The following is a 24,345-nucleotide window of genomic DNA, read 5'->3' as shown; positions in this document are numbered from 1 at the left end:
TCATTTCTGGGGTCGCGAGATCGGCAAGCTGGGTCATGAGGTGCGGCTCATCCCACCCGCCTACGTGAAACCATTCGTCAAACGCCAGAAAAATGATTCCGCCGATGCCGAAGCGATCTGCGAGGCCGCGCTGCGTCCGACGATGCGGTTCGTGCCTGTGAAGAGCGAAGAGACGCAGGGCGCGGCTATGGTGTTTCGCGTGCGCGAGCTTTTGATCCGGCAGCGGACCCAGGCCATCAATGCACTGCGAGGGCATTTGAGCGAGTTCGGGCAGGTCGCGCCACAGGGGGCGGCCAACGCGTCGAAGCTGATTGCAATCGTCGATGACCCGGAAAGCGGCTTGCCAGCCGATGCCATCCCCACACTCAAGGTGCTGATCACTGCCCTGACCCAGTTGGAGGCAGAGATTGTCAATCTCGATGCCGAGATCGCCCGCCGGGCCAAGGAAAACGACGCGGCGCGGCGGTTGATGACGGTGCCGGGGATCGGCCCGCTGATTGCTACGGCCATCGCCACCCTTGCGCCGCCGCCCGAGACGTTTCGCAAGGCCCGGGATTTTGCGGCCTGGCTCGGTCTGACGCCCCGACAGCATTCGACGGGCGGCAAGCAAAGGCTCGGGGCGACGACGAAGATGGGCGAGCGATCCCTCAGGCGGCTACTGATCATTGGCGCCAACAGCGTCATCATCAAACGGCACGCCCATGCTGCGGCTCAGCCAGGCACATGGCGGGGCGGAATGCTGTCACGCAAGCCGCCAATGCTGGTGCGGGTGGCGCTCGCGAACAAAATGGCGCGGATCGTCTGGGCCCGGTGGTTGGTCAGGCCGTACTGCAGGTTGATCCCGGCCAGTGGCGCGGGCAGTTGCCGCAGATAGGCGACCGGCGCGCCGACGAGGCTCGAGAGCTGGCCGAAGGACCAATGGGTCGGAGTGATCGGCTCATCCGCGCCAGGCAGGACGAGGCCCAGCTTTTCCGGGTTGTCGCGATGCGCCTCGACCCGGATCGCCGCACTCTCCACCGTGCGCGTCCGGCTCCGCTCCGCCCGGCTTTTGACGGATGCGAAGAGATCGTCGAGCGACAGATACCGCTCGTCATCCGGCCGCGAGAACCATTCGGACGACACGCGGTCCACGTTCGTTCCTCGCGACACATCCACCTTGTAGCCGCCGCTGATATCACGCCCGGCATCGATGATTTCGGTATTCGTGGGTTTTCTCCCGCGACGGGCGGCCGAAAGCCTCTCTCTCAACCTCCAAACCCGTCACGGGCCGGGACGGCACCCCTCTGACTCTTCGGTCACTCGGCTGCGCGGGTCTCGAGCGGGGAAGGGGCGCGCGACGCGGCGAGCCGGTGCAGCGTTTCCGGCCGGATATGCGTGTAGCGACGCAGCATTTTCCAATCCTTGTGGCTGGTGCCCAGCGAGACCTGTTCGATGGCGAAGCCGGCCTCGAACAGGCGGCTTGTACCTTCATGGCGTAGATCGTGGAAATGCAGGTCCTTCACGCTGACCTCGACGCAGGCGCGCCGGAAGGCGGTTCCGACCGATTTCGAGTTATAGGGAAAGATCCGGCCTCTTGCGTGCCCGAGTTCCTTGGCCTTTTCGGTGACCAATGCCCGGGCATCGAACCCCGTGGCGGCGAAGAGTGGGATCCGCTGGTCGTTCCCGGTCTTGTTGCGCGGGTCCTTTCTGTCGCGGATCATGAGCATCCGGCGGTCGACGTCGAGATCGGTCCATGCGACGCGGCAAATCTCGTCGAGCCGCATCGCCGTGGCCACCGCGAACTTCACGATCCGTGTCATCGGCAGGGTCAGGCGTCCGTTGTCATCGAAGCAACGGAAGAGGCGGTTCAATTCATCCGTGGTGGGGCGGCGGTCCCGCTCGGTGCCTTTGCCGATCAGGCCGAGCCACTTGAGCGCGACACGTGCCAGATCAACGGGTTCGGGAGAAATGTCGAGCCCGTGTACGGCTGCCGCATGGGTGATGATCATCTTGATCACGCCGATATCGATGCTGAGGGTCACCGGACCGGCGCCTTGATCAGCGCGCGTCTTTCCATAGTCGATCAGCTTTTGCCGGTCGAGGTGCCCGATCTTCTCCTTGCCCAGATCGCGCTTGAGCGTCTTGAGCGTGGCGGCCTTGGCTCGCGACGCGGCGGTTTGCCTACCTCGCACATATCGATTATGTGGAGATCGATGAGATCGCCGAAGGTGGTCAGGCGGGAGACGGACGACTTGTTCGGCGCCAACCCCTGATCCACCCGGGTCTCCGCTAGGCGGGCCCAGCGATGGGCATCGTCGCGACGTAGAAACGTCTCGCTCGCGTAGCGGCCCTTTCGTCTGATCTGGACCCGGTATGCACCGGAGGGGAGCTTGGTGATGGAGGCCATTTTCGTGTGCGCTGTGTGTGCAATGAGTCGTCGTAGAGGGGCAAATTCGGGGATATTGGGGCGTATTCCAGCGTAGCAGCATCCGCCGCCAACAGTTTGAAGATAAAAAAATGCAAATAAATCAACACGCTAGATTATCCTGTGCCCCGATGATGGACTGGACGGACCGCCATTGTCGGTACCTGCACAGGTTATTGAGCCGCAATACCCTGCTTTACACGGAAATGGTCACGGCGCCTGCATTGGTGCGGGGTGGTGCGTTGCACCTGCTTGACTACAACACCGAAGAACACCCTGTGGCACTGCAACTGGGCGGTTCCGACCCCGAAGAACTGGCGCAGGCCGCGCGGTTGGGGGTGCAAGCCGGGTATGATGAAATAAACCTCAACTGCGGCTGTCCCTCTGACCGGGTGCAGTCCGGCACATTCGGCGCGGTGCTGATGCAAGAGCCGGATCGCGTCGCCGCCTGCGTTTCCTCCATGCGCGACGTGGTTGACGTGGACGTGACCGTGAAATGCCGCATCGGTGTCGATGATCAGGACCCCGATCAGGTACTGCCGGCCTTTCTGGAGAAGATTGCGCAGGCCGGGTGCGAGCGGGTCACCATTCATGCCCGCAAGGCGTGGTTGCAGGGCCTCAGCCCCAAGGAAAACCGTGATATCCCGCCTCTGGACTATGACCTCGTGCACCGGATGAAGCGCGATTTCCCACAGATGCACATCTCGATCAACGGAGGGATTTCGTCCTTGGCGCAGGCCAGAGCGCATCTTGAGGCCGGGCTGGACGGCGTGATGATCGGCCGCGCCGCCTATCACCAGCCGTCAGACATTCTTTGCGGGGCGGATCGCCAGATTTTCGGAACTGGTCAGATCACGAATCCGTTGGATGCGGTGGCCGGGATGTTGCCCTATATCGAACGGCATCTCAGCCGGGGCGGGCGTTTGCACCAGATTACCCGGCACATGCTGGGCCTGTTTGCCGGGCGTCCCGGCGCACGGGGCTGGCGGCGGGCCTTGTCCGAAGGGGCGGTGCGCGAAGGGGCCGGGCCGGAAGTGGTCGAGGCAGCCCTGAACCGGATCGCGCCTCTGGTCGGGACTGCACAAGCGGTGTAACAAGGCCCGCAGGCTGATCGGGAGGGGACGATGCCAGAGACGATGCTGTTGGTCCAGATGCTGGGCCTGTTGCTGGTGATCGGCGCCTTTGCGGGCGTTCTGGCAGGCCTGTTGGGTGTCGGCGGGGGTATCGTGCTTGTGCCTGCCTTTTTCTACACATTTCAAACTCTTGGCTATGGTGGTCCACAACTGATGCAGATGTGTCTGGCCACGTCGCTGGCCACGATTATCGTCACCTCGGTCCGCTCGGTTCTGAGCCACAATAAGAAGGGTGCGGTTGATTGGTCCATCCTGCGCGGCTGGGGGGCGGGGATCGCTCTGGGGGCAATCATCGGCGTTCTGGTGGCCTCGACCTTGCGGTCAGAGGCGTTGCAGGCGCTGTTCGGTGTGCTTGGTATGGTGATCGGCGCCTATCTGGGACTTGGCAAGTCCGAATGGCGCTTGGGCGATGCGATGCCCGGCGGTCTGCGCCGTATCGCATTGTCGCCGATGGTGGGGTTTCTATCGGTATTGATGGGGATCGGCGGCGGCAGTTTTGGTGTGCCGTTGATGAGCCTTTACAACACGCCGATTCACCGGGCGGTCGCAACTGCTGCCGGGTTTGGCGTAATCATCGCGGTGCCCGGCGTTCTGGGCTTTCTGTTTCTCGACATCGCACCTGAACACCGCCCACCCCTGACGTTTGGTGCGGTCAACCTGATTGCTTTTGGCATCGTTATCGCCATGACGCTGATCACCACGCCCTGGGGTGTCCGGCTGGCACATGCGATGGACCCCAAGCCGCTCAAACGGGTGTTCGCTGTGTTCCTGACGCTGGTGGCGCTCAACATGCTGCGCAAGGCGTTGGGATGGTAAACGACTTCTTTGTTCGCGGCTGGCTCCGCTTTCCCTATGATCCGGTTCTGGCAGACTGGGTCGGCCATGCCTTGCCCGCGGCGCAAAAATCGGTTCACGACCCGGCGCACGCCCAGTGGCACGATTGCGAAGGTACGTGGTTCATTGGCGTCGATGCACTGGGCAATGATGCGCAGGGCAGGGTGGGCAACTCCGGCCCCTTGTCCGGCAATGCAGTGGATTTCATCACGCGACATCTTGGGTTTCACCCGCTGCACAAGGGTCAGGTTTCGGTGATTTACCCCGGCTATCCTCGCCCGCGCCGCGGCGAAGGCGAGGCGGCCGCGCGATATCGCGTCAGACGCGACGCGGCGCATGTGGACGGGTTGAAACCCAGCGGCCCGGATCGCCGCCGCAAGGTTGACGAGTCGCACGCCTGGATTTTGGGTATTCCCCTGACCGTAACCAGCGCCGACGCAGCTCCCTTGGTGGTCTGGGAAGGCAGCCACAAGATCCTTGGCGACGCCTTTGCTCAGGCGCTCGCGGGCCTGCCGCGCGACACCCTTCACCTGGCGAATGTGACAGACATCTATCAACAGGCCCGGCGTGTTGTGTTCGACACCTGCCCCCGGATCGAGCTGCCCGCGCGCCCGGGCGAGGCCTACCTGCTGCACCGTCACACCCTGCACGGGGTCGCCCCCTGGGCCGATACCGCGACCGGCGGACCTGATGGCCGCATGATCGCCTATTTCCGCCCGGAATTGCCCGGAGGTGTGGCCGAATGGATCGAATCCCCGTAACCTTCCTGCAATTCTTTTTAATTGCGGGGATTTGAGACAATGATCAGCATCATGACCCAAATGGACGGCGCCTTGATCGAGGCGGAACTGTCCGGCGAAATCACCAGCGCCGACTATGCCGACACTCTGGTTCCGGCGGTCGAGGCCGCGCTTGCCGATCACGACCGTGTCCGTCTGCTGGTCATCATGGGGCAGGAGTTCAAGGGATACGACCTGAGCGCAGCCTGGGCCGATACGATGCTGGGCCTCAGCCATTGGCGCGGCTTTGATCGGATTGCGGTCGTGGCCGATCAGAGGTGGGTGCAGAACGGCGTACGTCTGGCCGCGCCGATCCTGCCCTGTCCGGTGAGCGTGTTCGAACTGGCCGAGGTCGAAACCGCCCGCCGCTGGATTCGCGAGTCGCTGGGAACGATCCACGTTACCGATCTGGGCGGCCCGTGCATTCAGATCAAGCTGATGGGCAAGCTCGACCCCGAAGCCTATGACGAGGCCGAGGGCGATCTGGACGCAATGATCCGCGCCAAGGACGGGTTCCGCCTTTTGATCAACCTGACCGAATTCGAAGGATGGCAAGGCCTGTCAGGACTGGCTGCGCATTTCCGGCTTGCCGGCAGCCACGTGGGCTTGTTGGACCGGGCTGCCATTGTCGGCGACAAGACCTGGCAGCGCATGGCCGAACGGGTGGGGCGACATATCGTCAACGCCAAGACACAGTTCTTTCCCGCCGCTGAACTGGACGCCGCCAAGGCCTGGCTCGCGGCAGGTTGATGCCGGGGCAATCATGAGTATCCGCACTGAACTGCAATCTCTCTTCGATCATTATGTTTCGGCCTATCGCAAGGGCGATGCGGCGGGATGTTCAGCCTGTTTTACCGACAACGCCGAACTTTACTCGCCGTACGGACCGGCAGCAAAAGGGCGCAAGGCCATCGTGGATACCCACGCCGAATGGGTCGCGGAGGGTGGCGAGGACAAGACAATCGCGGTCGTGCAGGCTGGTCAGGATGGCGACTTGGCCTGGTGTCTCGCGCAGTTTGCCGAGGGCGATGGAGCCGACGAAGGGATATCTCTCAATGTCTGCGAACGTCAGCCGGACGACACCTGGCTGATCCGGATGTGCAGCCTGAACGAACGGTAAATTTCAGCGGTCCAGTCGCGCTGCACGCCCGCCGCGCCGCTTGAACAGGCGCGGTTTGCGGTTGGGCAGCTCTTCCATGATCCCGGCGCGCTCGGTGCTGTCCATCTTTGACCAGCGGCTGATCTCGTCGATGGTGCGGAAACAGCCGGTGCAGATCCGTTCGGTCGGGTGCACGACGCAGATCTGGACGCAAGGGCTTTCAACCTCGTTCCGTTTCCAAACCATCTTCGTCATCGGTGGTCTCCGACCCGTTACAGAAAGCGCATCCGATCCAGCGCACCCTGCAAGATATAACCTGCGGCGACGTGATCAATCACCTGTCCGCGACGTTTTCGTGTCGTATCCGCCTCAAGAAGTGCTTTTTCAGCCGCAACCGTGCTTAGCCGTTCATCCCAGAACCCGATGGGCAGGTCCGTCAGCCGCGACAGATTGCGGGCGAACGCGCGCGTCGACTGGCACCTTGGCCCCTCGGTCCCGTCCATGTTTCTGGGCAGGCCCAGCAGGATTCCCCCGATCTCGCGATCCCCGGCGATTTCCAGCAGCCGCGCGGCGTCAACACCGAACTTCTTGCGGCGCACTGTCTCCAGCGGGCTGGCAATCCCGCGCGTCCGGTCCGAAACCGCGACCCCGATGGTCTTTTCCCCCAGATCCAACCCCATCAGCGCCGACATGGGCGCAAGTGCCGCGGCAAAATCCTCGAATACGTCGTGGATCATTCGCCCAGACCCGCCTGCCTAGCGGCGTTGGCGATCATCTCCCGTGCCGCGTCGTTCTCGGCAAATACACTCAGCGCTTCATCGCGAATTGCAACGGCCCTGTCAGCCTCTCCCAGAACGCTCAGGGCCGTGATCAGACGCGCCCATTCCTCCGGCGCGCCGCCCTCGGTCGCAAGGCGGTCGGACAGATTCTCGACCATGCCGCGGATCATGTCCTGCCGTTCTTCGGCCGTCATTTCGCTGGCTGCGTCCACGTCATCACCCGTTGGTCCCGACAAGGGCGCCGGGCTGGCCGGAGGCGTATAGTTGACGCCAGCGCGATAGGCCAGGTCCTCGATCTGCGCGCGAATGGCCTGCGACCACGGCGCGTGCGGCGACGAAATGCGCAGGGTTTCCTCCCACAGGCTGAACGCCAGGTCGGGGCGCCCGACCTGCGTCAGCATCTGGCCCCAGTAATAGCGCGCGGGTCCGTTTGCCGGATCGATATCCAGCGCTTGCAGCAGCACCGCTTCGGCTTCCGGCGACACGTAACCGCCCGCCGCCTGGATCATCAACTCTGCCTTGTCGCCAAAATCATCCGCCGTGGCCGCGTCGCCCATCAGTTCGATGGCCCTGTCCTTGGCCTGATAAGCCGCCTTGAAGTCTCCGACATTCGCCTCGTGCTGCGCCAGCAGGTTATGGCCCTGAATGTCGTCGGGCCGCCCCGCGACCGTCTCGCGCAACTGCCGCAGCAGGTTGGCGTAACTGTCGTCGATCTCGGGCTTGGGCTGGACGGGCAGCTTATCTTCGGCGGTCAACTGGTCGGGCCGGTCCTTGCGGAACTCTTCGGCCATCTCGATCCGCAGCGTCAGCGGCAGGTCGCCATATCCCGGTGCGCCCAGCCTGTCATAAAGCAGAACACCGCCGCCCGTCAGAATCAGCGCCGACAAAACTGCGACAACGATCGTGACCGCCCGCGTCGGCCCGCCACCGTCACGTTCCTGCTGTATCTGGGCGTCGGCAGCCAAAATGCGGCGCGAAATCTCGGTGCGCACGCGCTCGGCATCTGCCTCGGCAATCACCCCGCGTGCCAGATCCCGGTCGACACTGGCAAGCTGTTCGCGATAGACACGCAGATCATAGGCCGCCGCCGGTTCACCGTTACGCCGTCCACGCAGCATGGTCAGGCCAAGCAGCGCCGCGATCATCAGCGCCATTAGGGAAATCAGAATCCAGAAGGTCATGTGCTCTCCGAGAGTGTTGCCCCCATCTAGACCTGCAGGCGGGTCGAAAAAAGAGGCAAATGGCCGCGATCTTGGGCGTATGTCGCAATAGTGCTCTATTGCGACGCAGTACGGCACGGGTAAACTCCGGTCGCGCGGCATATCTGCGACCAATCACGAACCGGATCGGATTCGCTCATGAGACACTATTCAGCTTTTGCAGTGGCGCGCGAAGCGCTGCGCCATCACACCGGATGGGAACGCGCCTGGCGTTCACCCGAACCCAAGAAACGCTATGACGTCATCATCGTCGGCGCGGGCGGGCACGGCCTGGCGACCGCCTACTACCTTGGCAAGAACTACGGCATCACCAACGTTGCCGTGATCGAAAAAGGGTGGCTGGGCGGTGGCAACACCGGCCGCAATACCACGATCATCCGCTCGAACTATCTGCAGGACCCGTCGGCAGCGATTTATGAAAAGGCGCGCGGGCTTTACGAGGATCTCAGCCAGGAACTGAATTACAACGTCATGTTCAGCCCCCGCGGCGTCATGATGCTGGCTCAGACCCAGCACGAGATTCGCGGATATCAGCGCACGGCGCATGCCAACGCGCTGCAAGGCGTCAAGACCGAATGGATCACTCCCGAACGCGTCAAGGAACTGGTGCCGATCATCAATATCCACGGCCCCCGCTATCCGGTTCTGGGTGCGCTCTGGCAGGAACGCGGCGGCACCGCGCGCCACGACGCCGTGGCCTGGGGCTATGCCCGTGCCTGTTCCAACATGGGCATGGACATCATCCAGAAATGCGAGGTCACCGGCGTGCGCCGCGAAAACGGTCGCGTGATGGGTGTCGAAACCACCAAGGGCGCCATCGAATGTGACAAGCTCGGCATCGTGGTTGCAGGTCATTCGGGCCAGTTGGCCGAAATGGCGGGCTTCCGTCTGCCGGTCGAATCGCTGGCGTTGCAGGCGCTGGTTTCCGAACCGATCAAACCCTGCATGGATGTGGTGGTGATGGCCAACACCGTGCACGGTTACATGTCGCAATCCGACAAGGGCGAGATGGTGATCGGCGGCGGCACCGACGGGTTCAACAACTTCACCCAGCGCGGCAGCTTCCACCATATCGAAGAAACCGTGCGAGCGCTCAACGAAACCTTCCCAATGATCTCACGTCTCAAGATGCTGCGCCAGTGGGGCGGGATCGTCGACATGACAGGCGACCGTTCGCCCATCCTGTCGAAAACCCCGCTTGACGGCTGCTTCATCAACTGCGGCTGGGGCACCGGCGGCTTCAAGTCGATCCCCGGTTCGGGCTGGGGCATGGCACAGCTGATGGCCACCGGCCATTCGTCGCTGACCGAGGCGTTTTCGCTCGACCGCTTCAAGGAAGGCCGCTTCATCGACGAAAGCGTCGCCGCCGGGGTGGCGCACTGATGACCATCTATCGGGCATGTCGCGAACGCTCCGGCGTTCGGAAAGGGTGGGCGTGATGGCCTATTCCGAGGACATGGCCGAAATCATGCGTGCGGATCTGGGCGTGGAGCCGGGACTGACCGAGAAGAAGATGTTCGGCGGCCTGTGTTTCCTTCTCCATGGCAACATGGTCTGCGGCGTTCACAAGGACGGGGCGATGTACCGCCCCGGCAAGGGCGGCGAGGCCGAGGCGTTGTCCGCCGGGGCGCAACCGCTCTCCTTCACCGGTCGCCGGATGGGCGGCATGGTCGAGGTGGATGCCGGAGGCTTCGAGAACACTGCGCTGCGCGCAAAACTGACTGAATTGTCGCTGGCCCATGCGGCCAGCCTGCCACCGAAATAACGTGCAAAGGATGACGATATGCTGATCCTGAATTGCCCCTATTGCGGCGTCGACGCCGAAGAAACCGAACTGGCCGCAGGCGGCGAGGCGCATCTCAAGCGCTTCGGTCCCGGCTCTTCCGAGGATGATTTTCACGACTACCTGTTCATGCGTGAAAACCCCAAGGGTGTTCACCTGGAACGCTGGCGGCATGCCAATGGCTGCGGCAAGTGGTTTCACGCCGCGCGCTGCACCAACACGCTCGAAGTGTTCGGCACCTATCCGGCCCAGACCACCGAGCCGCCGCAAGCGATCAAGGATGCCATCTCGGCCAAGCGCCCGGGCTGGTCTTGGAAAGACTTCTCCTGATGCTTCATCTCTTCAAAAATACTCCCGCCGGAGGCTCCGACGTCTCCTCTTGCGAAAGGTCCGCATGACATGAGCACCCGTCTCGCAAATCAGGGCCGGCTGATTAACCGGTCCAAGCAGGTCACATTCACGTTCAACGGCGCCACGATGCAGGGCTACGAGGGCGACACGCTGGCCTCGGCCCTGCTGGCCAACGATCAGATGATGATGGGCCGGTCGTTCAAGTACCACCGTCCGCGCGGCGTGGTGGCGTCTGGCGCCGAAGAACCCAACGCCCTGGTCGGGCTGGGGCAGGGCAGCCGGTTCGAGCCGAACCAGCGCGCCACCACAACCGAGCTGTTCGAGGGGCTTTCGGCCGCCTCGCAGAACCACTGGCCGAACCTGAATTTCGACATCCTGGCGGTGAACAACAAGCTGGCGCGCTTTCTGCCGTCGGGCTTTTACTACAAAACGTTCATCCATCCCAAACCGTTCTGGAAACACGTCTACGAACCGATCATCCGCCAATCGGCGGGTCTGGGCAAAGCGCCCGACAAGGAAACCCGCGACGCGGATACCTACGAGCATTTCTATGCCTTTGCCGACGTCGTCGTGATCGGCGGCGGTGTCGCCGGTCTGCAGGCGGCCAAGGTCGCGGCGCAGTCGGGTGCCAGGGTCATGCTCATCGAGCAGACCGCGCATTGGGGCGGTCGCGCTCCGGTTGACGGCGGCACCATCGACGGCGAGCCTGTGGATAACTTCGTGGAGCAAACCGTTGCCGAGCTGCAGGCCATGGACAACGTCACGTTGCGCACGCGCTGCATGGCGGCGGGCGTCTATGACCACGGCTATCTGTTGGGATACGAACGAATTTCCGATCACAAGCCCGGCGCGCAGGGTCCGCGCCACCGCTTGTGGCGCATCCGTGCCAAGCAGATCATCACCGCGACAGGCGCCATCGAGCGCCCGCTGTCCTTCGCGGGCAACGACGTGCCCGGCGTGATGCTCGCCGGGGCGATGCGCGACTATGTGGTGAACTGGGGCGTGACGCCGGGCGAGCGGGTCATCGTCGCCACCAACAACGACGATGCTTATCGCACCGCGATAATTCTTAAGCAGGCTGGTGTTGACGTGCTGCGCATCGTCGATGCCCGCACAACAGCAGGCGCGCTGGCCGACGAGGCGCGCGCGCTTGGTATCCGGGTCGACCCCGGCAAGGCCATTGCCAAGGTCAAGGGTGGCAAGCGCGTCAAGACTGTTGCGCTGTGCAATCAGGAAGGCGTTGGCGGCGCACGGGAAGAAGTCGAATGTGATGCAGTCGCCATGTCGGGCGGCTGGTCTCCGGTTGTTCACATGTGGTCGCATTGCGGCGGCAAGCTGATCTGGGACGAGGCCAACGCCCATTTCCGCCCCGACCCCGACCGCCCGCCGCTGGGCGCGAATGGCGAAGGCTTCGTTGTTGCCGCCGGGTCCGCCAACGGTCCGTTGTCGCTGGGCGATGTGATGGCCGACGCGCAGGCGGCAGGCAAGGCCGCGGCCAGGGCCGCAGGCTTCAAGCCCAGGAACACCAAGGCCCCGGTCGGCGAAAGCACCGAAGAGGCCGCGATGCAGGCCGTCTGGCTGATGCCCGCCAATGCCGACATGCAGCTGCGCGCCAAGTCTTGGCTGGACTTCCAGAACGACGTCAAGGTCTCGGACGTGCAGCTGGCTGCGCGCGAAGGCTATGAAAGCGTCGAACACACCAAGCGCTATACCACGCTCGGCATGGCAACGGATCAGGGCAAACTAAGCAACATCAACGGCTTGGCGATCCTTGCTGATGCACTGAATTCCGAGATTCCGCAGGTTGGAACCACCACGTTCCGCCCGCCCTATACCCCCATTTCGATGGGTGTGATCGGCGGAGAGGCGCGAGGCGACATCTTCCAGCCGATCCGCCGCACGCCGATGCACGATTGGCATGATCGCAACGGCGCGGATTGGGAACCGGTCGGCCAGTGGCGCCGGACCTATGCCTATGTCCGTCCCGGCGAAACCGTGCATGACGCGGTCAATCGCGAGGTCAAGAACACCCGCCAGAACCTTGGCCTGCTGGATGCCTCGACGCTGGGCAAGCTGATCGTCAAGGGACCGGATGCGGGCAAGTTCCTGGACATGCTCTATACCAACATGATGTCCACGCTGAAGCCCGGCAAATGCCGTTATGGCCTGATGTGTTCGGAAAACGGCTTCCTCATTGACGATGGCGTTGTCGCCCGCATCGACGAGGACACGTTCCTGTGCCACACAACCACCGGCGGCGCCGAACGCATCCATGGCCACATGGAAGAATGGCTGCAGACCGAATGGTGGGACTGGAAGGTCTATGTCGCCAACGTGACCGAACAATACGCGCAGGTTGCCGTGGTCGGCCCCAACGCCCGCAAGGTGCTGGACAAGCTGAACGCTCAGGCCGGCGGCGGCATGGACCTGTCGGCCGAGGCGCTGCCCTTCATGGAATGGCGCGACGGCAAGATTGGCGCGTTTGATTGCCGCGCCTACCGGATCTCGTTCTCGGGCGAACTCAGCTATGAAATCGCCGTGCCTGCGTCGCAGGGGCAGGCCTTCTGGGATGCCCTGATGGAGGCCGGAAAAGAGTTCGGCGTGATGCCTTACGGCACCGAATGCCTGCACATTCTGCGCGCCGAAAAGGGCTTCATCATGATCGGTGACGAAACCGACGGCACCGTGATCCCGCAGGATCTGGGTCTGCACTGGGCGATCTCTAAAAAGAAAGAGGATTTCCTGGGCAAACGGGCGCAGGAACGCACCCACATGACCGATCCCGACCGCTGGAAACTGGTGGGTCTCGAGACTGTGGATGGTTCAGTCATCCCCGACGGTGCCTATGCGGCGGGTGATGGCGTCAACGCCAACGGCCAGCGCAACATGATCGGGCGCGTGACCTCGACCTACTACTCGGCCAACCTGGGCCGTGGCATCGCCATGGGTCTGGTCAAGCACGGCCCCGACCGCATGGGAGAGGTGATCGAGTTCCCGGGCACCGACGGCAAAACCTACAAGGCAAAGATCGTTGACCCGATCTTCTTCGACAAGGACGGGGAGAAGCAGAATGTCTGAACCCATCAGCGCACTGAACCACGCCAGCTATGACGGTATCGCCAAGATCGAGGAATGCGGCCTGCAGGGTATGATCACCCTGCGCGGCGATCTCGCCGACAAGGCTCTGGCCAAGGCCGTCAAGGACGCAACCGGTCAGAAAGTCCCGGGCCAGCGCGAGGCGCTCGTCGATGGCGACACCGGCGTGTGCTGGATGTCCCCGGACGAATTGCTGGTGCTTGTGCCCTATGCCGAGGTCGAGGCCAAACTGGCCGCGATGACAAAGGCGCTTGGCAGTACTCATTCACTGGCCGTCAATGTCTCGGACGCCCGTGCGGTGTTCCGCGTCTCGGGGGCCTATGCCCGCGAGGTGATGGCCAAGGTCTCGCCGGTCGATCTGTCGAAAGAGGCGTTCCAGCCCGGCCAGATCCGCCGCTCGCGGCTGGCCCAGATTGCCGGCGCCTTCTGGATGGATGGCGACGACACCTTCCGCGTCGTCTGCTTCCGCTCGGCCGCGGATTACGCCTTCAAACTGCTCAAGGTTGCCGCGCAGCCGGGCAGTCAGGTCGACTACTACTGAATATCTGCCAAACGGTCCCTTCGGGGGCCGTTTCAGTCTGTGAACAGATAGGTTCCGAACCGCTCCAACGCCGGGTCACGCACCGCGTCATCCTTCACGATTGGGGTTCCCTTGTCATCCGTACAGTTCGGATAGAATGACAGGGCATCGAACAACTCCAGCGTCCTGTTCTTGCGTTCAGTGTCATTCAGATACGGCGCGTGTGTCGAAAGATAAAGCGCCGGGCGCTGGTCTTTCAGCCAGTCCAGCAGCGTCGGAAGAACCGTATACTCCGCCCCTTCGATATCCATCTTGACCAGTGAAACCCGCGACAAATCCGTCGCAGTGCAAAACTGATCCCAGCCGATGGTCAAGGCATCGGTTCCATGATCCGCATCGCTCAGCAGCGAGGTGGTGGAATCCCCCGGCTCCCCCCGGACCGAGGCCATGCGCGCCACGCCGAACCCGCCCGACAGCGCCACCCCAAAGGCCGATACGTTGCGGATATCGTTCAATTCCAGATTCCACGCCAGATGGCGATAGGCGGTCGGGTCGGGCTCGAAACACCAGACATGCCGTGCCCTGCGCGCGCCATACAGAACCGTCGGGCCGATCCATGCACCGATATCCAGGTAATCCCGGTCGGGTGACAGGTATTCATCAAGCACCGCGAAGGTCTCCGGCTCCCAATCTCCCGCCGATGCCTTGCGCCAGAACTTGGAATGGTACGGGTCCAGCCGGAACCGCTCGCCATTCAGGTTCCCCGCATAGTATCCGCGGGCGCGATAGAACATCTTGCGCGCTTTGGTCAGCATCCCTGCCTCCGGGTTTTCTTGTCTCGGCCCTTGACCTCGCGGCGCTGCCAAAGCATGTAAACTTGGGAACGCAACTCATATTTCAACAGGGGGCCGAGATGGCTTTTGAACTTCCTGATCTTCCTTATGCACATGACGCGCTGGCATCCAAGGGCATGTCGGCGGAAACGCTGGAATATCACCACGATCTGCACCACAAGGCCTATGTCGACAACGGCAACAAGCTGATCGCGGGCACCGAATGGGACGGCAAGAGCCTGGAAGAGATCATCACCGGCACCTATGACGCCGGCGCGGTGGCACAGAACGGCATCTTCAACAACATCAGCCAGCTCTGGAACCACAACCAGTTCTGGGAGATGATGGGCCCGGGCGGCAACGCCATGCCCGGCGAGTTGGAAAAGGCTCTGACCGAAAGCTTTGGCTCGGTCGACGAATTCAAGTCGCAGTTCAGCGCCGCCGGTGCCGGTCAGTTCGGCTCGGGCTGGTGCTGGCTGGTCAAGAACGCCGACGGCTCGCTGGCCGTGACCAAGACCGAGAACGGCGTCAACCCGCTCTGCTTCGGCCAGACCGCGCTCTTGGGCTGCGACGTGTGGGAGCACAGCTACTACATCGATTTCCGCAACAAGCGCCCGGCTTACCTGTCGAACTTCCTCGACAATCTGGTGAACTGGGAAAACGTCGCGTCCCGGATGTGATAGATTGACCCGACGCGGGTTTATCAAGGGGCTGCTGGCGTCGTTGCTGGCAGCCTTTTTTGCGGCCACCTACGGTTTCTTCATCGAACCGGCCCTGCGCCTGCGGGTGCGGCGCTGGATCATCCGGCGCGACGACTGGACAGCACGGCCCCTGCGTATCGCGGTGATCGCGGATCTGCATGTCGGTGAACCCTTTGTCGGGTTGAGCCGCGTCGAACGCCTGGTGCGCCGCACCAACGCATTGGGTGCCGACCTGATCGTGCTGCTGGGCGATTTCGCGGCGGGGCATCGGTTCGTGACCGAACCGGTGCCGATCAGCGACCTGGTGCCGGTACTGGCCAAACTCTCGGCCCCAGAAGGTGTCTATGCGGTCCTGGGCAATCACGACTGGTGGGACGACCTGTCGGCGCAGGCTCGTGGCGGTGGTCCGAATCTTTATGGCGAGGCGCTCAGACAAGCGGGCATTCCCGTCCTGTCCAACGCCGCCGTCAAACTGGCCCGATCCGGCACCTGGCTGGCAGGGTTGGAGGATCAGCTCGCGCTGGTGCGGGGCGGGGGCAGGTTCGACGGGCTGGACGATTTGCCCGGAACGCTGGCGCAGATCACCGATGACGATCCGGTCATCCTGCTGGCGCACGAGCCCGATATCTTTCCGCAGGTTCCCGCCCGCGTGGCCCTGACCCTTTCCGGGCATACGCATGGGGGGCAGGTGCGCCTGTTCGGATACTCCCCGATTGTCCCCTCGCGGTTCGGCAATCGTTTCGCCTATGGGCACGTACGCGAAGATGGGCGCGATCTGGTTGTCTCAGGCGGCATCGGGTGTTCGATCCTGCCGGTCCGGTTTGGTGTGGTGCCCGAGATCACCCTGATCGAGATCAGCGCTTGACCTTGCCCCGTCCCCGTGGTTCCGGTGGCGGCGGAGGGCGATCATGACAGAAGCATTCAAGGGCATCCTTGCCATGGTCGCGGCCTGCACGATCTGGGGCCTGTCGCCACTGTTCTACAAACTCCTGACGCATGTTCCACCGGCTGAGGTGCTGTCGCACCGCACGCTGTGGTCCGTCGTCTTTTTCGCCGGAATGCTGGCGCTTCAGGGGCGGTTGCACGAGATTGCCTCGGCCTTTGCCGGGCGCAGGCAGACGGCCGTCATTGCCCTCGCGGCCGCGATGATCTCGGCCAACTGGTTCGTGTTCATCCTGTCGATCCAGATCGGCAAGGCGACCGAGGCGTCGCTGGGCTATTACATCTTTCCGCTGATCACGGTGCTGATCGGCTGGTTCTGGTTCGGCGAACGGCTTGGTATCGCGCAATGGGGCGCCATCGCGCTTGCCGCCCTGGCGGTCATCGTGCTGACCGTCGGCCTTGGCGTGGCGCCGTGGATATCGTTGATCCTGTCCTCGACCTTTGCCGTCTATGGGGCAGTGAAAAAGAAACTGGCGCTGGGGCCAGTCGTGTCCGTTACCTGCGAGATCCTGATCTACCTGCCGTTCTGGCTGGCGGTTCTGGCCTGGTATCACGGCATGGGGCAGGGGCATTTCGCCAGTGACTGGCGCACCAGCCTGCTGCTTATACTCGCCGGCCCGCTGACGGCGATGCCCCTGATCCTGTTCAGCTATGCGGCCCGCCGCGTCCGCCTGTCCACCGTGGGCGTGATGCAATACCTCAACCCGACCCTGCAATTCTTCTGCGCCGTCTTGGTTTTTGGCGAGCCCTTCACCTTCTGGCACCAGGTCGCATTTGCGCTGATCTGGACGGCGGTCGCGATCTTTTCGGTCTCGGCGCTCGCTCAGGACAGGGCCGCGCGCAGGGCATCCATGGCGGCGCTTGGTGTGTCCGCCCAGATCAGGAACTCCCCCAGCGACGGGTCGGCAAAACCCTGAGCGATCACCTGATCCAGAAGCTCGCGCAGCTTGTCCCAATAGCCATCGACATTCAGAATCAGGATCGGTTTGTCGTGCAGTCCCAGCTGCCGCCATGTCAGCGCTTCGAACAACTCGTCCAAAGACCCCGGTCCGCCCGGCAAAACCACGACCGCATCGGCGTTCATGATCATCACCTTCTTGCGCTCGTGCATCGTCTCGGTGATGACGAAATGGGTCAGATCTGTCTTGCCGACCTCACGGCGCACCAGATGAACCGGGATTACGCCGAAAGTCACACCACCCGCCGCCTGGGCCGCGCGCGCAACTTCGCCCATCAGACCCACATCTCCGGCGCCATAAACCAGCCGCCAGCCCTGAACGGCCAGCATCTGGCCAAACGCCCTTGCCGCGTCCGAATAGGCAGGGATTGCACCATTGCGTGACCCGCAATACACACAGACGGATTTCTGGGACATGAAACGGCCTTTCCGGGCTTGTGTCAGAGCTTTTGACCCGTGATAGCGGGATTGGTAAGCTGGCTCAACTGCGTGGCGCGGATGCCGGCCTGGGGATGGCACACGCCACGGATTGAAAGGACTGAAATGGCTGCGAAGTCGGGAAGCGGGAGTTTCACCTGGGGGCTGCTCGCCGGGGGTGTTGCCCTGATCGGGGCAGGAGTTCTGTATTACACCGGGATTTTCGGGACATCACCCGAGCCTGTGCCGGAACCGGCAGAGCAGGCGGCGCAGTCCGAACCGCAGCCACAGGATACGGCGGAACCTGCGCAAGAGGGCAACACGGACCCGCAGTCCGCAACCGAAGAGGCCGAAGAACACGCCGCGGCCAAGGAACCGTCCCCTTCCGAACACCCCGCCCCCGTGCTCGATCAGATCTATGTCGAAAAAGACGGCAATGCCTTGCTGTCCGGCAGCGCGGTTCCGGGCAGTTCCATCACGGTTCTGCTGGATGGTGCGAAAGTGCACGACTTTGTCGTCGACAACAGCGGCAGTTTTGCCGAGTTCCTGTCACTTCCCTTCAGCGATGCCGCCCGCGGGTTGGTACTCGAAGGCGAACTTGATGGGCAGAAACAACTCTCCGACGACTATCTGATTGCCGCTCTGCCAGAACCGGAGCCCCAGCCGGAACAGGTTGCGAGCGCCGAGAGCATTGCGCCGGAACCCGCCGCCGAACCTGCGCAGGAAACCGCGTCCGCCGATCCGCAGGATAGCCCGGCGCAAGAACCAGCGGCGCAAGTCGCACAGGCCGATACAGACACGGGCTCGCAAGAGCAGGGCACCGAAGCGGCCGCAATCGATGACACCGCAGACGCTTCGACCAACACGGAAACCGCCGAAACCGTCCAACCGGCGGAAACCGCCGAAACTGCCAGCGCCGAACAGCTCCCTCAGCCCGAAACCACCGAAACACCCGCCCCCGAAAGCACGGGCCAGGTTGCCATTCTCCGCTCCGGAGAAGACGGCGTCGAACTGGTTCAATCCCCGGCCAAACAGGCGGACGTGCCAACAGGGCAGGTCACGCTTGACACGATCGGCTATTCCGAGAGCGGCGATGTACAGCTTTCGGGCCGCGCCCAGCCGCGCGCCGTGATCCGCCTTTACCTCGACAATCGCGCGATCACCGACATGCCGACCAGCGATCAGGGCAGATGGCGCGGAGAGATCGAAGGCATCGAACCCGGTATCTATACCCTGCGGCTGGATGAGATCGGCGGCGACGGCACCGTTCTCAGCCGCCTTGAAACCCCGTTCAAACGGGAGTCACTTGAGGTTCTGCAACCAGCAACTCCGGTTGTTACCGCCGAAGCGTCCACCTCCGACACGTCCACCGAGGCACCCGCCACGACCACAACTGCAGAAACAGCGCCTGCGGCAATCGCAGAGACTGAATCGCCGGTGCCAGCCCCAACCCCTGCGCCGGCAATTCGTGCCGTGACCGTGCAAAAGGGCGACACGCTCTGGGCCATTTCGCGCGAACGTTATGGCGACGGATTTTTGTACGTACGGGTGTTCGACGCCAACCGCGAGTCGATCCGCGACCCGGATCTGATCTACCCGGGGCAGGTCTTCACTATCCCCGAATGATCCCTGCCTCTGGCCTTTCCCGGGCCAAGGGCTATCTCTGACCGCAATCAAGGTACGCGATGAGACGTCTGGCCCCTTTGCATTCCGACGACATGCCGCCCGAGGATGACCGCACCTCGGGCTGGCGCACGATCCGAAAGGTGGCCCCATACCTGTGGCCAGAGGACGAGCCGTGGGTGAAGAAACGTGTCATCCTGGCGATGGCTATGCTCGTGCTGGCCAAGCTGATCGCCGTCTATACGCCGATCCTCTACAAGGGCGCGGTGGATAGTCTGGCCAAGGACGGCGCGCCGCCGATGCTGCTGGGCGCGGTCGGGCTGACCGTGGCTTATGGCGTTGCTCGGATGCTGACGGTCGGGTTCCAGCAACTGCGCGACGCTTTGTTTGCACCGGTCGGACAGCGGGCGTTGCGGGCGCTGGCGCTTGAGACCTTCCAGCATATTCACCGCCTGTCGATGCGCTATCACATCACCCGCCGCACCGGCGGTCTCAGCCGCATCATCGAGCGCGGGGTGAAGGGCGTCGAATTCCTGCTGCGCTTTCTGCTGTTCTCCATCGGGCCGCTGATCCTGGAACTGCTGCTGGTCGCCATCATCCTGATGTGGCTTTTCGATGTCTGGTATCTGGTCGTCGTCGCCGTCACCATCGCGCTTTACATCTGGTTCACCTTTGCGGTGACCGAATGGCGGGTCAAGCTGCGCCGCGAGATGAACGATCAGGATACCGAGGCCAACCAGCGCGCCATCGACAGCCTGTTGAACTTCGAAACCGTCAAATATTTCAACGCCGAAGACCGCGAAGCTCAACGTTACGACGTATCGATGAAGGCCTATGCGCAGGCGGCGCTGAAAACGGCCTATTCGCTGGCTCTCCTGAATTTCGGCCAATCCTTCCTGATCACCTGCGGCCTGATCGGGGTGATGGTTCTGGCGGCTCTCGGTGTACAGAACGGCACGCTGACGGTGGGCGATTTCGTCATGGTCAACGCGTACATGATCCAGATCACGGTGCCGCTCAACTTCCTTGGCACGGTTTACCGCGAAATCCGTCAGGCGCTGGTGGACATGGGCCAGATGTTCCAGCTTCTGGAACAGCCCTCGGAAGTCACCGAAAAACCCGACGCGCCTGCGCTCAGGGTCAATGGCGGCGAGGTGACGCTCGACAAGGTCCATTTCGGTTACGACCCCGATCGCGAGATCCTCAAGGGCATTTCCCTGACTGTCCCGGCAGGACAGACCGTCGCCATCGTCGGCGCCACCGGCTCGGGCAAATCGACCATCGGGCGGCTTCTGTTCCGGTTCTACGACGTCACCGTCGGGGCGCTCAGGATCGACGGACAGGATGTGCGCGACGTGTCGCAATCCAGCCTGCACGCCGCCATCGGAGTGGTGCCGCAGGACACGGTGCTGTTCAACGACACCATTCGCTACAACATCGCCTATGGCCGCGACGGGGCCAGCCAGGCCGAAGTGGAAGAGGCCGCGCGCGCCGCGCAAATCCACGATTTCATCGTGACGTTGCCCGAAGGCTATGACACCCGCGTTGGCGAACGCGGCCTGAAACTGTCAGGCGGTGAAAAACAGCGCGTGGGCATTGCCCGAACCCTGCTCAAGAACCCGCCGATCCTGCTCCTGGACGAGGCGACGTCGGCGCTCGACACCGAGACCGAGCAGGAAATCAAGGGCGCTCTGGCCCGCGCGGGCGAGGGGCGCACGGTGATCACCATCGCCCACCGCCTGTCCACCATTGCCGAGGCCGACCGCATCGTGGTGCTGGAACGCGGTGAGATAGTCGAGCAGGGCACGCATGACGAATTGCTATCGCGCGACGGCCGCTATGCCCAGCTCTGGAGCCGCCAGCAGGCGGATGCCGACGCCGCCTGACAGCTTTGTCGGGCGCAAGGGAAATGATATGATGGGGCCCTGATTCCGGAGGTCTCATCATGTATCGATACCTGCGAATGACCCTGACCCTGGCCACCCTTTCCGCAAGCCCGTTCTTGCTCCCAGCCGTTGTATACGCCGATCCGATCATCGGCGTCTGGAAAACGCAGCCAGACCGCAAGAACCTGACATCGCACATCCGGATATCCGCCTGTGGTGACAAGTTCTGCGGTCAGATCCTTTCGGCCTATGATCCGTCGGGAAAGAAAGTCCAAACCCCCAATATCGGCAAGCGGCTGTTCTGGGGGGTCACCAGCGAAGGCGGCGGGAAATACGGCGGCGGTACTTTCTGGGTGCCGCTGGTCAACGTTCAGGCGGTGCCCCAGATGACGCTCAAGGGAAACACCCTCAAGGTCAGGGGCTGCGCCCACCACATCTGCGGCCACCAGTCCTGGACGCGGCTCTGAGTTTTCTTCGCGTCACATCAACAGCCAGAGTCTGTTTCGGGCGGGAATGAAACGATCAAGCCGTCAACCTTGGGGAGGGCAAATGTTCAATCAGGACTTGTTTATCGATTTCTCGCTTGCGCTCTTTGCGTTCGTCAATCCGCTCTATACAGTCCCCGTCTTTGTCGCCATGACACAAGGCTTCAACAACGCAGAGCGCCTGCGAACCTCGCTCATCGCAGCCGCAACGATGTTCTGCGTGCTGATGCTGACCGTGATAGTCGGAGATCAGGTCCTCCTGATTTTTGGCATCAATCTACCGTCCTTCAAAATTGCCGGAGGACTGATTATTCTGGGTCTTGCATTCAAGATGCTCTTTCTGAACCCGGACAAGAACGAAGACCCCGCCCAGTCGTCGCAAGACATGCCCGTGCCGCCAAAGAAGGATATCGGCGTCTACCCGTTGACGATCCCCGTTCTTGCCGGACCCGGACTGTTCACGACGGCCATCGTTTTCAGCAGCGAGCTGACAACGCTTTCCGATTTCGCCGCGATCTGCGCCGTTGCGGTCGTCACCGCGCTTCAGTACTGGCTATCCATGATTTTTGCAGGTGTCGTGACGCGATACCTGAACAACACGACAATTCAGATCGGCACAAACGTCCTCGGAATTCTGTTGGCCGCAGTTTCCGTGGAACTCATGCTGTCCGGCGTTGAAGAATTTGTGCTTTCTATCCAATTGCCGGTCTGAAAGCATTTCCCGGCGCAGGTTTTCGCCGGGAAAAATGGGCTTTGGCCCCTGGCCGTTACTCCGCCGCCTTGAGCGGAGGTGTTGGCGGCTGCGTGCTTTCCGGGTCTTTCGGGCTCCCATCGCGGATCTCCGGCGCCGTACTATCCTCCCAGATCACCTCGGTTGCCTGCATTCCGCTCGCCGCGCGGCCCAGGGCCATGTCCTGCGCGATACGGCTGGACCGGCCGGCGGTCAGACGCGCCAGCGCGCGGCCCAGCCAGATCGCATAGGTCGTGACCCACACCCGCAGCGCCAGGAACGACGGGGTGACGATCAGCGTCAGAACGGTGGCAATGCCCAACCCGAACACAACCGCCGTGGCCAGCTGCTTCCACCACAGCGCCGTGGGGCTGTCGATCGAATAGCCGCCATTGATGAAATCCAGCGACAGGCCGAACATCATCGGCGTCAGGCCCGCCATCGTGGTCAGCGTGGTCAGCAGAACGGGGCGGATACGCGCCTCGGCTGTGCGTACGATGGCCTCGATCTTGGGCATATAGGCGCTGTATTCCTGATAGGTGTCGATCAGCACGATATTGTTGTTCACCACGATACCGGCCAGCGCCACGATCCCGGTTCCGGTCATGATGATCGAAAACGGCTGGTCCATCACCAGCATGCCCACCAGAACGCCCGTGGTGGACAGCACCACCGCCAGCAGCACCAGAACCGAATTGTAAAAGCTGTTGAACTGCGCCAGCAGGATCACGAACATCAGCCCCAGCGCCGCCAGGAATGCCTTGGACAGAAACTCCTGGCTTTCCGCCTGATCCTCCTGATCGCCGGTCCATTCCCAGCTGATGCTGTTGGGGAAGGGGCTGGTGTTCAGCCATTCGGTCAGCGCCACGATACGTTCATTCGGGTTGATCGGCGCAAATCGCGCCTCTTCGGCATCTATCCGGTCCTGCAGGATGCCCGCGTTTTCGACGTCGAACAGTCGAACCAGCGCATAGGTCTTGCCGTCGGCCCTTTCGACCGTCACGTCCTGCGCGGAGGTTCCCTCTTCGATTTCGCGCACGATGGCGAGGGTCTGTTCCGACCCGTCCGTATCCGTTGCCACAACCTTGATCAGCCCGCTTTCGACATCGGACTTGACGTCGTAATAACGCTGTTGGTCCACCCGGTTGATCTGGGCCAGCTTGTCGACCGGCTTGCGGGTGATAAAGTTCGACAGCGGCACCAGCCCGTCGGGCGTGCGTACCTTGAGTGTGTCCAGCGTCGACAGCACCCGGTCCTCTTCCGGCAGGCGCACGCGGATTTCGATTTCCTCGTCATTGCTCTCGGGCCGCATTTCGCCCAACAGGATGCCCCGCGTCACCAGCTGCACCATCGCGCCGACGGTGGCCACATCGGCGCCGAACCGGCCCGCCTTGGCCACGTCAACGTCGATCTGCCAGTCGATGCCGGGCAGGGGCAGGTTGTCCTCGATCCGGATCAGGCCGGGGGTGGTCTCGAATTTTTCCCGTGCGGCCAGCGTGGCGGCGGTCAGATCCTCCCAGCCATCGCCCTTGATACGCAAGTGCACCGGCTTGGCCGAGGCCGGGCCGCGGCCCAAAACCTCAATCTCGACCTCGAAACCGGGCAGCTTGGCCAACTCCGTGTTCAGCTGTTCGATCACCGTGTTGCCGGCATAGTCCGGCGCGACAACCTCGCGCGACATCAGGCCGCCCAGCATCGGTTCGGCCACCTTCGGGCGGTCCTCCCATGGGGTGATCTCGAACTGCACCCGACCGACCGTGTCGGCAGGTGCC

Annotated in this window: 25 protein-coding genes and 1 pseudogene; 18 read left to right on the top strand and 8 right to left on the bottom strand. The window is 62.6% G+C overall.

Features of this window, described 5'->3' with window-relative positions:
* Nucleotides 1–874: IS110 family RNA-guided transposase (locus AC2FLX_RS19110; protein ID WP_496809825.1), on the top strand; the 874-nt coding region annotated here is incomplete at its 5' end.
* Here the strand turns inward: AC2FLX_RS19110 and AC2FLX_RS19105 are convergent.
* Together AC2FLX_RS19105 and AC2FLX_RS19100 are read right to left on the bottom strand one after the other, a co-directional pair.
* Nucleotides 793–1,173 (bottom strand): annotated as a pseudogene (locus tag AC2FLX_RS19105) (DUF932 domain-containing protein); the annotation flags it as partial. The gene AC2FLX_RS19110 and the pseudogene AC2FLX_RS19105 sit on opposite strands and share 82 nt — an antisense overlap.
* 122 nt (nucleotides 1,174–1,295) lie before the next feature.
* Nucleotides 1,296–2,171 (bottom strand): site-specific integrase, encoded by an 876-nt coding sequence (locus tag AC2FLX_RS19100; protein ID WP_496809826.1) that lies wholly within the window; start codon nucleotides 2,169–2,171, stop codon nucleotides 1,296–1,298.
* Nucleotides 2,172–2,496: 325 nt separating this feature from the next.
* Here AC2FLX_RS19100 and dusA point away from each other — a divergent pair, with 325 nt between their 5' ends.
* From dusA to AC2FLX_RS19075, 5 genes are read left to right on the top strand one after another with little or no spacing between them, the layout of a single operon-like run.
* Complete coding sequence (gene dusA / locus AC2FLX_RS19095; RefSeq protein ID WP_496809827.1) at nucleotides 2,497–3,498, top strand: tRNA dihydrouridine(20/20a) synthase DusA; 1,002 nt, start codon at nucleotides 2,497–2,499, stop codon at nucleotides 3,496–3,498.
* Nucleotides 3,499–3,528: 30 nt separating this feature from the next.
* Nucleotides 3,529–4,353: a sulfite exporter TauE/SafE family protein gene (locus tag AC2FLX_RS19090; protein ID WP_480749727.1), complete on the top strand. Its 825-nt coding sequence runs from the start codon at nucleotides 3,529–3,531 to the stop codon at nucleotides 4,351–4,353.
* On the top strand, nucleotides 4,347–5,132 hold the full coding sequence (locus AC2FLX_RS19085) for a hypothetical protein (protein ID WP_496809828.1): 786 nt from the start codon (nucleotides 4,347–4,349) through the stop codon (nucleotides 5,130–5,132). Before AC2FLX_RS19090 ends, AC2FLX_RS19085 begins: the two co-directional genes overlap by 7 nt.
* Nucleotides 5,133–5,183: 51 nt before the next feature.
* The gene (locus tag AC2FLX_RS19080; RefSeq protein WP_480749729.1) at nucleotides 5,184–5,900 is read left to right on the top strand and encodes a SpoIIAA family protein; all 717 of its coding nucleotides are present in this window, start codon (nucleotides 5,184–5,186) and stop codon (nucleotides 5,898–5,900) included.
* A 13-nt stretch (nucleotides 5,901–5,913) separates the two neighbouring features.
* On the top strand, nucleotides 5,914–6,270 hold the full coding sequence (locus AC2FLX_RS19075; protein ID WP_480749730.1) for a YybH family protein: 357 nt from the start codon (nucleotides 5,914–5,916) through the stop codon (nucleotides 6,268–6,270).
* A gap of 3 nt (nucleotides 6,271–6,273) precedes the next feature.
* On the opposite strand, the gene AC2FLX_RS19070 is transcribed toward AC2FLX_RS19075, so the two are convergent.
* The 3 genes from AC2FLX_RS19070 to ccmI are packed head-to-tail and all read right to left on the bottom strand — an operon-like array spanning nucleotide 6,274 to nucleotide 8,209.
* A complete protein-coding gene (locus AC2FLX_RS19070; RefSeq protein WP_480749731.1) occupies nucleotides 6,274–6,504 on the bottom strand; it encodes a DUF1289 domain-containing protein in 231 nt (76 codons plus the stop codon).
* A gap of 17 nt (nucleotides 6,505–6,521) precedes the next feature.
* The gene (gene ruvX, locus AC2FLX_RS19065; RefSeq protein WP_480749732.1) at nucleotides 6,522–6,986 is read right to left on the bottom strand and encodes a Holliday junction resolvase RuvX; all 465 of its coding nucleotides are present in this window, start codon (nucleotides 6,984–6,986) and stop codon (nucleotides 6,522–6,524) included.
* Nucleotides 6,983–8,209 carry a c-type cytochrome biogenesis protein CcmI gene (gene ccmI, locus AC2FLX_RS19060; protein WP_480749733.1) on the bottom strand — a complete coding sequence of 409 codons (1,227 nt, stop codon included), beginning with the start codon at nucleotides 8,207–8,209 and terminating at the stop codon, nucleotides 6,983–6,985. The genes ruvX and ccmI overlap by 4 nt, the downstream gene beginning before the upstream one ends.
* Nucleotides 8,210–8,386: 177 nt before the next feature.
* On the opposite strand from ccmI, the gene AC2FLX_RS19055 reads away from it, so the two are divergent.
* From AC2FLX_RS19055 to AC2FLX_RS19035, 5 genes are all read left to right on the top strand, one after another.
* Nucleotides 8,387–9,631 (top strand): sarcosine oxidase subunit beta family protein, encoded by a 1,245-nt coding sequence (locus AC2FLX_RS19055; protein ID WP_480749734.1) that lies wholly within the window; start codon nucleotides 8,387–8,389, stop codon nucleotides 9,629–9,631.
* Between the two features lie 16 nt (nucleotides 9,632–9,647).
* Nucleotides 9,648–10,013: a TfoX/Sxy family protein gene (locus AC2FLX_RS19050; RefSeq protein ID WP_480749735.1), complete on the top strand. Its 366-nt coding sequence runs from the start codon at nucleotides 9,648–9,650 to the stop codon at nucleotides 10,011–10,013.
* Between the two features lie 18 nt (nucleotides 10,014–10,031).
* The gene (locus AC2FLX_RS19045; protein WP_480749736.1) at nucleotides 10,032–10,361 is read left to right on the top strand and encodes a sarcosine oxidase subunit delta; all 330 of its coding nucleotides are present in this window, start codon (nucleotides 10,032–10,034) and stop codon (nucleotides 10,359–10,361) included.
* 69 nt (nucleotides 10,362–10,430) lie between these two features.
* Nucleotides 10,431–13,460: a sarcosine oxidase subunit alpha family protein gene (locus tag AC2FLX_RS19040; protein WP_496809829.1), complete on the top strand. Its 3,030-nt coding sequence runs from the start codon at nucleotides 10,431–10,433 to the stop codon at nucleotides 13,458–13,460.
* Nucleotides 13,453–14,019 (top strand): sarcosine oxidase subunit gamma, encoded by a 567-nt coding sequence (locus tag AC2FLX_RS19035; protein WP_496747559.1) that lies wholly within the window; start codon nucleotides 13,453–13,455, stop codon nucleotides 14,017–14,019. Before AC2FLX_RS19040 ends, AC2FLX_RS19035 begins: the two co-directional genes overlap by 8 nt.
* A gap of 32 nt (nucleotides 14,020–14,051) precedes the next feature.
* Here AC2FLX_RS19035 and AC2FLX_RS19030 read toward each other — a convergent pair whose 3' ends face one another.
* Nucleotides 14,052–14,813, bottom strand: a complete 762-nt coding sequence (locus AC2FLX_RS19030) for an FkbM family methyltransferase (RefSeq protein ID WP_496809830.1) — start codon at nucleotides 14,811–14,813, stop codon at nucleotides 14,052–14,054.
* Nucleotides 14,814–14,911: 98 nt separating this feature from the next.
* Here AC2FLX_RS19030 and AC2FLX_RS19025 point away from each other — a divergent pair, with 98 nt between their 5' ends.
* From AC2FLX_RS19025 to rarD, 3 genes are read left to right on the top strand one after another with little or no spacing between them, the layout of a single operon-like run.
* Nucleotides 14,912–15,511 (top strand): superoxide dismutase, encoded by a 600-nt coding sequence (locus AC2FLX_RS19025; protein ID WP_480749740.1) that lies wholly within the window; start codon nucleotides 14,912–14,914, stop codon nucleotides 15,509–15,511.
* 4 nt (nucleotides 15,512–15,515) lie between these two features.
* Nucleotides 15,516–16,397 carry a metallophosphoesterase gene (locus AC2FLX_RS19020; RefSeq protein WP_496809831.1) on the top strand — a complete coding sequence of 294 codons (882 nt, stop codon included), beginning with the start codon at nucleotides 15,516–15,518 and terminating at the stop codon, nucleotides 16,395–16,397.
* A 43-nt stretch (nucleotides 16,398–16,440) separates the two neighbouring features.
* Complete coding sequence (gene rarD / locus AC2FLX_RS19015; protein WP_496809832.1) at nucleotides 16,441–17,391, top strand: EamA family transporter RarD; 951 nt, start codon at nucleotides 16,441–16,443, stop codon at nucleotides 17,389–17,391.
* Here rarD and AC2FLX_RS19010 read toward each other — a convergent pair.
* Nucleotides 17,298–17,849 carry an LOG family protein gene (locus AC2FLX_RS19010; protein ID WP_496809833.1) on the bottom strand — a complete coding sequence of 184 codons (552 nt, stop codon included), beginning with the start codon at nucleotides 17,847–17,849 and terminating at the stop codon, nucleotides 17,298–17,300. The genes rarD and AC2FLX_RS19010 overlap by 94 nt on opposite strands.
* A gap of 126 nt (nucleotides 17,850–17,975) precedes the next feature.
* On the opposite strand from AC2FLX_RS19010, the gene AC2FLX_RS19005 reads away from it, so the two are divergent.
* The 4 genes from AC2FLX_RS19005 to AC2FLX_RS18990 all read left to right on the top strand — a co-directional run bounded on the left by AC2FLX_RS19005 (nucleotide 17,976) and on the right by AC2FLX_RS18990 (nucleotide 22,555).
* On the top strand, nucleotides 17,976–19,475 hold the full coding sequence (locus tag AC2FLX_RS19005; RefSeq protein ID WP_496809834.1) for a LysM peptidoglycan-binding domain-containing protein: 1,500 nt from the start codon (nucleotides 17,976–17,978) through the stop codon (nucleotides 19,473–19,475).
* 92 nt (nucleotides 19,476–19,567) lie between these two features.
* Nucleotides 19,568–21,358 carry an ABCB family ABC transporter ATP-binding protein/permease gene (locus tag AC2FLX_RS19000; RefSeq protein WP_496809880.1) on the top strand — a complete coding sequence of 597 codons (1,791 nt, stop codon included), beginning with the start codon at nucleotides 19,568–19,570 and terminating at the stop codon, nucleotides 21,356–21,358.
* Between the two features lie 59 nt (nucleotides 21,359–21,417).
* Nucleotides 21,418–21,825, top strand: a complete 408-nt coding sequence (locus tag AC2FLX_RS18995) for a DUF2147 domain-containing protein (RefSeq protein WP_480749745.1) — start codon at nucleotides 21,418–21,420, stop codon at nucleotides 21,823–21,825.
* Nucleotides 21,826–21,907: 82 nt separating this feature from the next.
* Nucleotides 21,908–22,555, top strand: a complete 648-nt coding sequence (locus AC2FLX_RS18990) for a MarC family protein (protein ID WP_480749746.1) — start codon at nucleotides 21,908–21,910, stop codon at nucleotides 22,553–22,555.
* Nucleotides 22,556–22,610: 55 nt separating this feature from the next.
* On the opposite strand, the gene AC2FLX_RS18985 is transcribed toward AC2FLX_RS18990, so the two are convergent.
* On the bottom strand, nucleotides 22,611–24,345 hold a 1,735-nt coding region (locus AC2FLX_RS18985), incomplete at its 5' end, for an efflux RND transporter permease subunit (protein ID WP_496875501.1).

It is taken from the genome of Ruegeria sp. YKSF57, from assembly GCF_059612585.1.
Note: the sequence above shows the minus strand (reverse complement) of the source record. Positions and strands in the feature narration are given on the sequence as shown.

Bases quoted from the DNA above. Each gene is read 5' to 3' on its own strand.
- dusA (WP_496809827.1), top strand. From the start codon at position 2,497: ATGCAAATAAATCAACACGCTAGATTATCCTGTGCCCCGATGATGGAC.
- AC2FLX_RS19090 (WP_480749727.1), top strand. From the start codon at position 3,529: ATGCCAGAGACGATGCTGTTGGTCCAGATGCTGGGCCTGTTGCTGGTG.
- AC2FLX_RS19085 (WP_496809828.1), top strand. From the start codon at position 4,347: ATGGTAAACGACTTCTTTGTTCGCGGCTGGCTCCGCTTTCCCTATGAT.
- AC2FLX_RS19080 (WP_480749729.1), top strand. From the start codon at position 5,184: ATGACCCAAATGGACGGCGCCTTGATCGAGGCGGAACTGTCCGGCGAA.
- AC2FLX_RS19075 (WP_480749730.1), top strand. From the start codon at position 5,914: ATGAGTATCCGCACTGAACTGCAATCTCTCTTCGATCATTATGTTTCG.
- AC2FLX_RS19070 (WP_480749731.1), bottom strand. From the start codon at position 6,504: ATGACGAAGATGGTTTGGAAACGGAACGAGGTTGAAAGCCCTTGCGTC.
- ruvX (WP_480749732.1), bottom strand. From the start codon at position 6,986: ATGATCCACGACGTATTCGAGGATTTTGCCGCGGCACTTGCGCCCATG.
- ccmI (WP_480749733.1), bottom strand. From the start codon at position 8,209: ATGACCTTCTGGATTCTGATTTCCCTAATGGCGCTGATGATCGCGGCG.
- AC2FLX_RS19055 (WP_480749734.1), top strand. From the start codon at position 8,387: ATGAGACACTATTCAGCTTTTGCAGTGGCGCGCGAAGCGCTGCGCCAT.
- AC2FLX_RS19050 (WP_480749735.1), top strand. From the start codon at position 9,648: ATGTCGCGAACGCTCCGGCGTTCGGAAAGGGTGGGCGTGATGGCCTAT.
- AC2FLX_RS19045 (WP_480749736.1), top strand. From the start codon at position 10,032: ATGCTGATCCTGAATTGCCCCTATTGCGGCGTCGACGCCGAAGAAACC.
- AC2FLX_RS19040 (WP_496809829.1), top strand. From the start codon at position 10,431: ATGAGCACCCGTCTCGCAAATCAGGGCCGGCTGATTAACCGGTCCAAG.
- AC2FLX_RS19035 (WP_496747559.1), top strand. From the start codon at position 13,453: ATGTCTGAACCCATCAGCGCACTGAACCACGCCAGCTATGACGGTATC.
- AC2FLX_RS19030 (WP_496809830.1), bottom strand. From the start codon at position 14,813: ATGCTGACCAAAGCGCGCAAGATGTTCTATCGCGCCCGCGGATACTAT.
- AC2FLX_RS19025 (WP_480749740.1), top strand. From the start codon at position 14,912: ATGGCTTTTGAACTTCCTGATCTTCCTTATGCACATGACGCGCTGGCA.
- rarD (WP_496809832.1), top strand. From the start codon at position 16,441: ATGACAGAAGCATTCAAGGGCATCCTTGCCATGGTCGCGGCCTGCACG.
- AC2FLX_RS19010 (WP_496809833.1), bottom strand. From the start codon at position 17,849: ATGTCCCAGAAATCCGTCTGTGTGTATTGCGGGTCACGCAATGGTGCA.
- AC2FLX_RS19005 (WP_496809834.1), top strand. From the start codon at position 17,976: ATGGCTGCGAAGTCGGGAAGCGGGAGTTTCACCTGGGGGCTGCTCGCC.
- AC2FLX_RS19000 (WP_496809880.1), top strand. From the start codon at position 19,568: ATGCCGCCCGAGGATGACCGCACCTCGGGCTGGCGCACGATCCGAAAG.
- AC2FLX_RS18995 (WP_480749745.1), top strand. From the start codon at position 21,418: ATGTATCGATACCTGCGAATGACCCTGACCCTGGCCACCCTTTCCGCA.
- AC2FLX_RS18990 (WP_480749746.1), top strand. From the start codon at position 21,908: ATGTTCAATCAGGACTTGTTTATCGATTTCTCGCTTGCGCTCTTTGCG.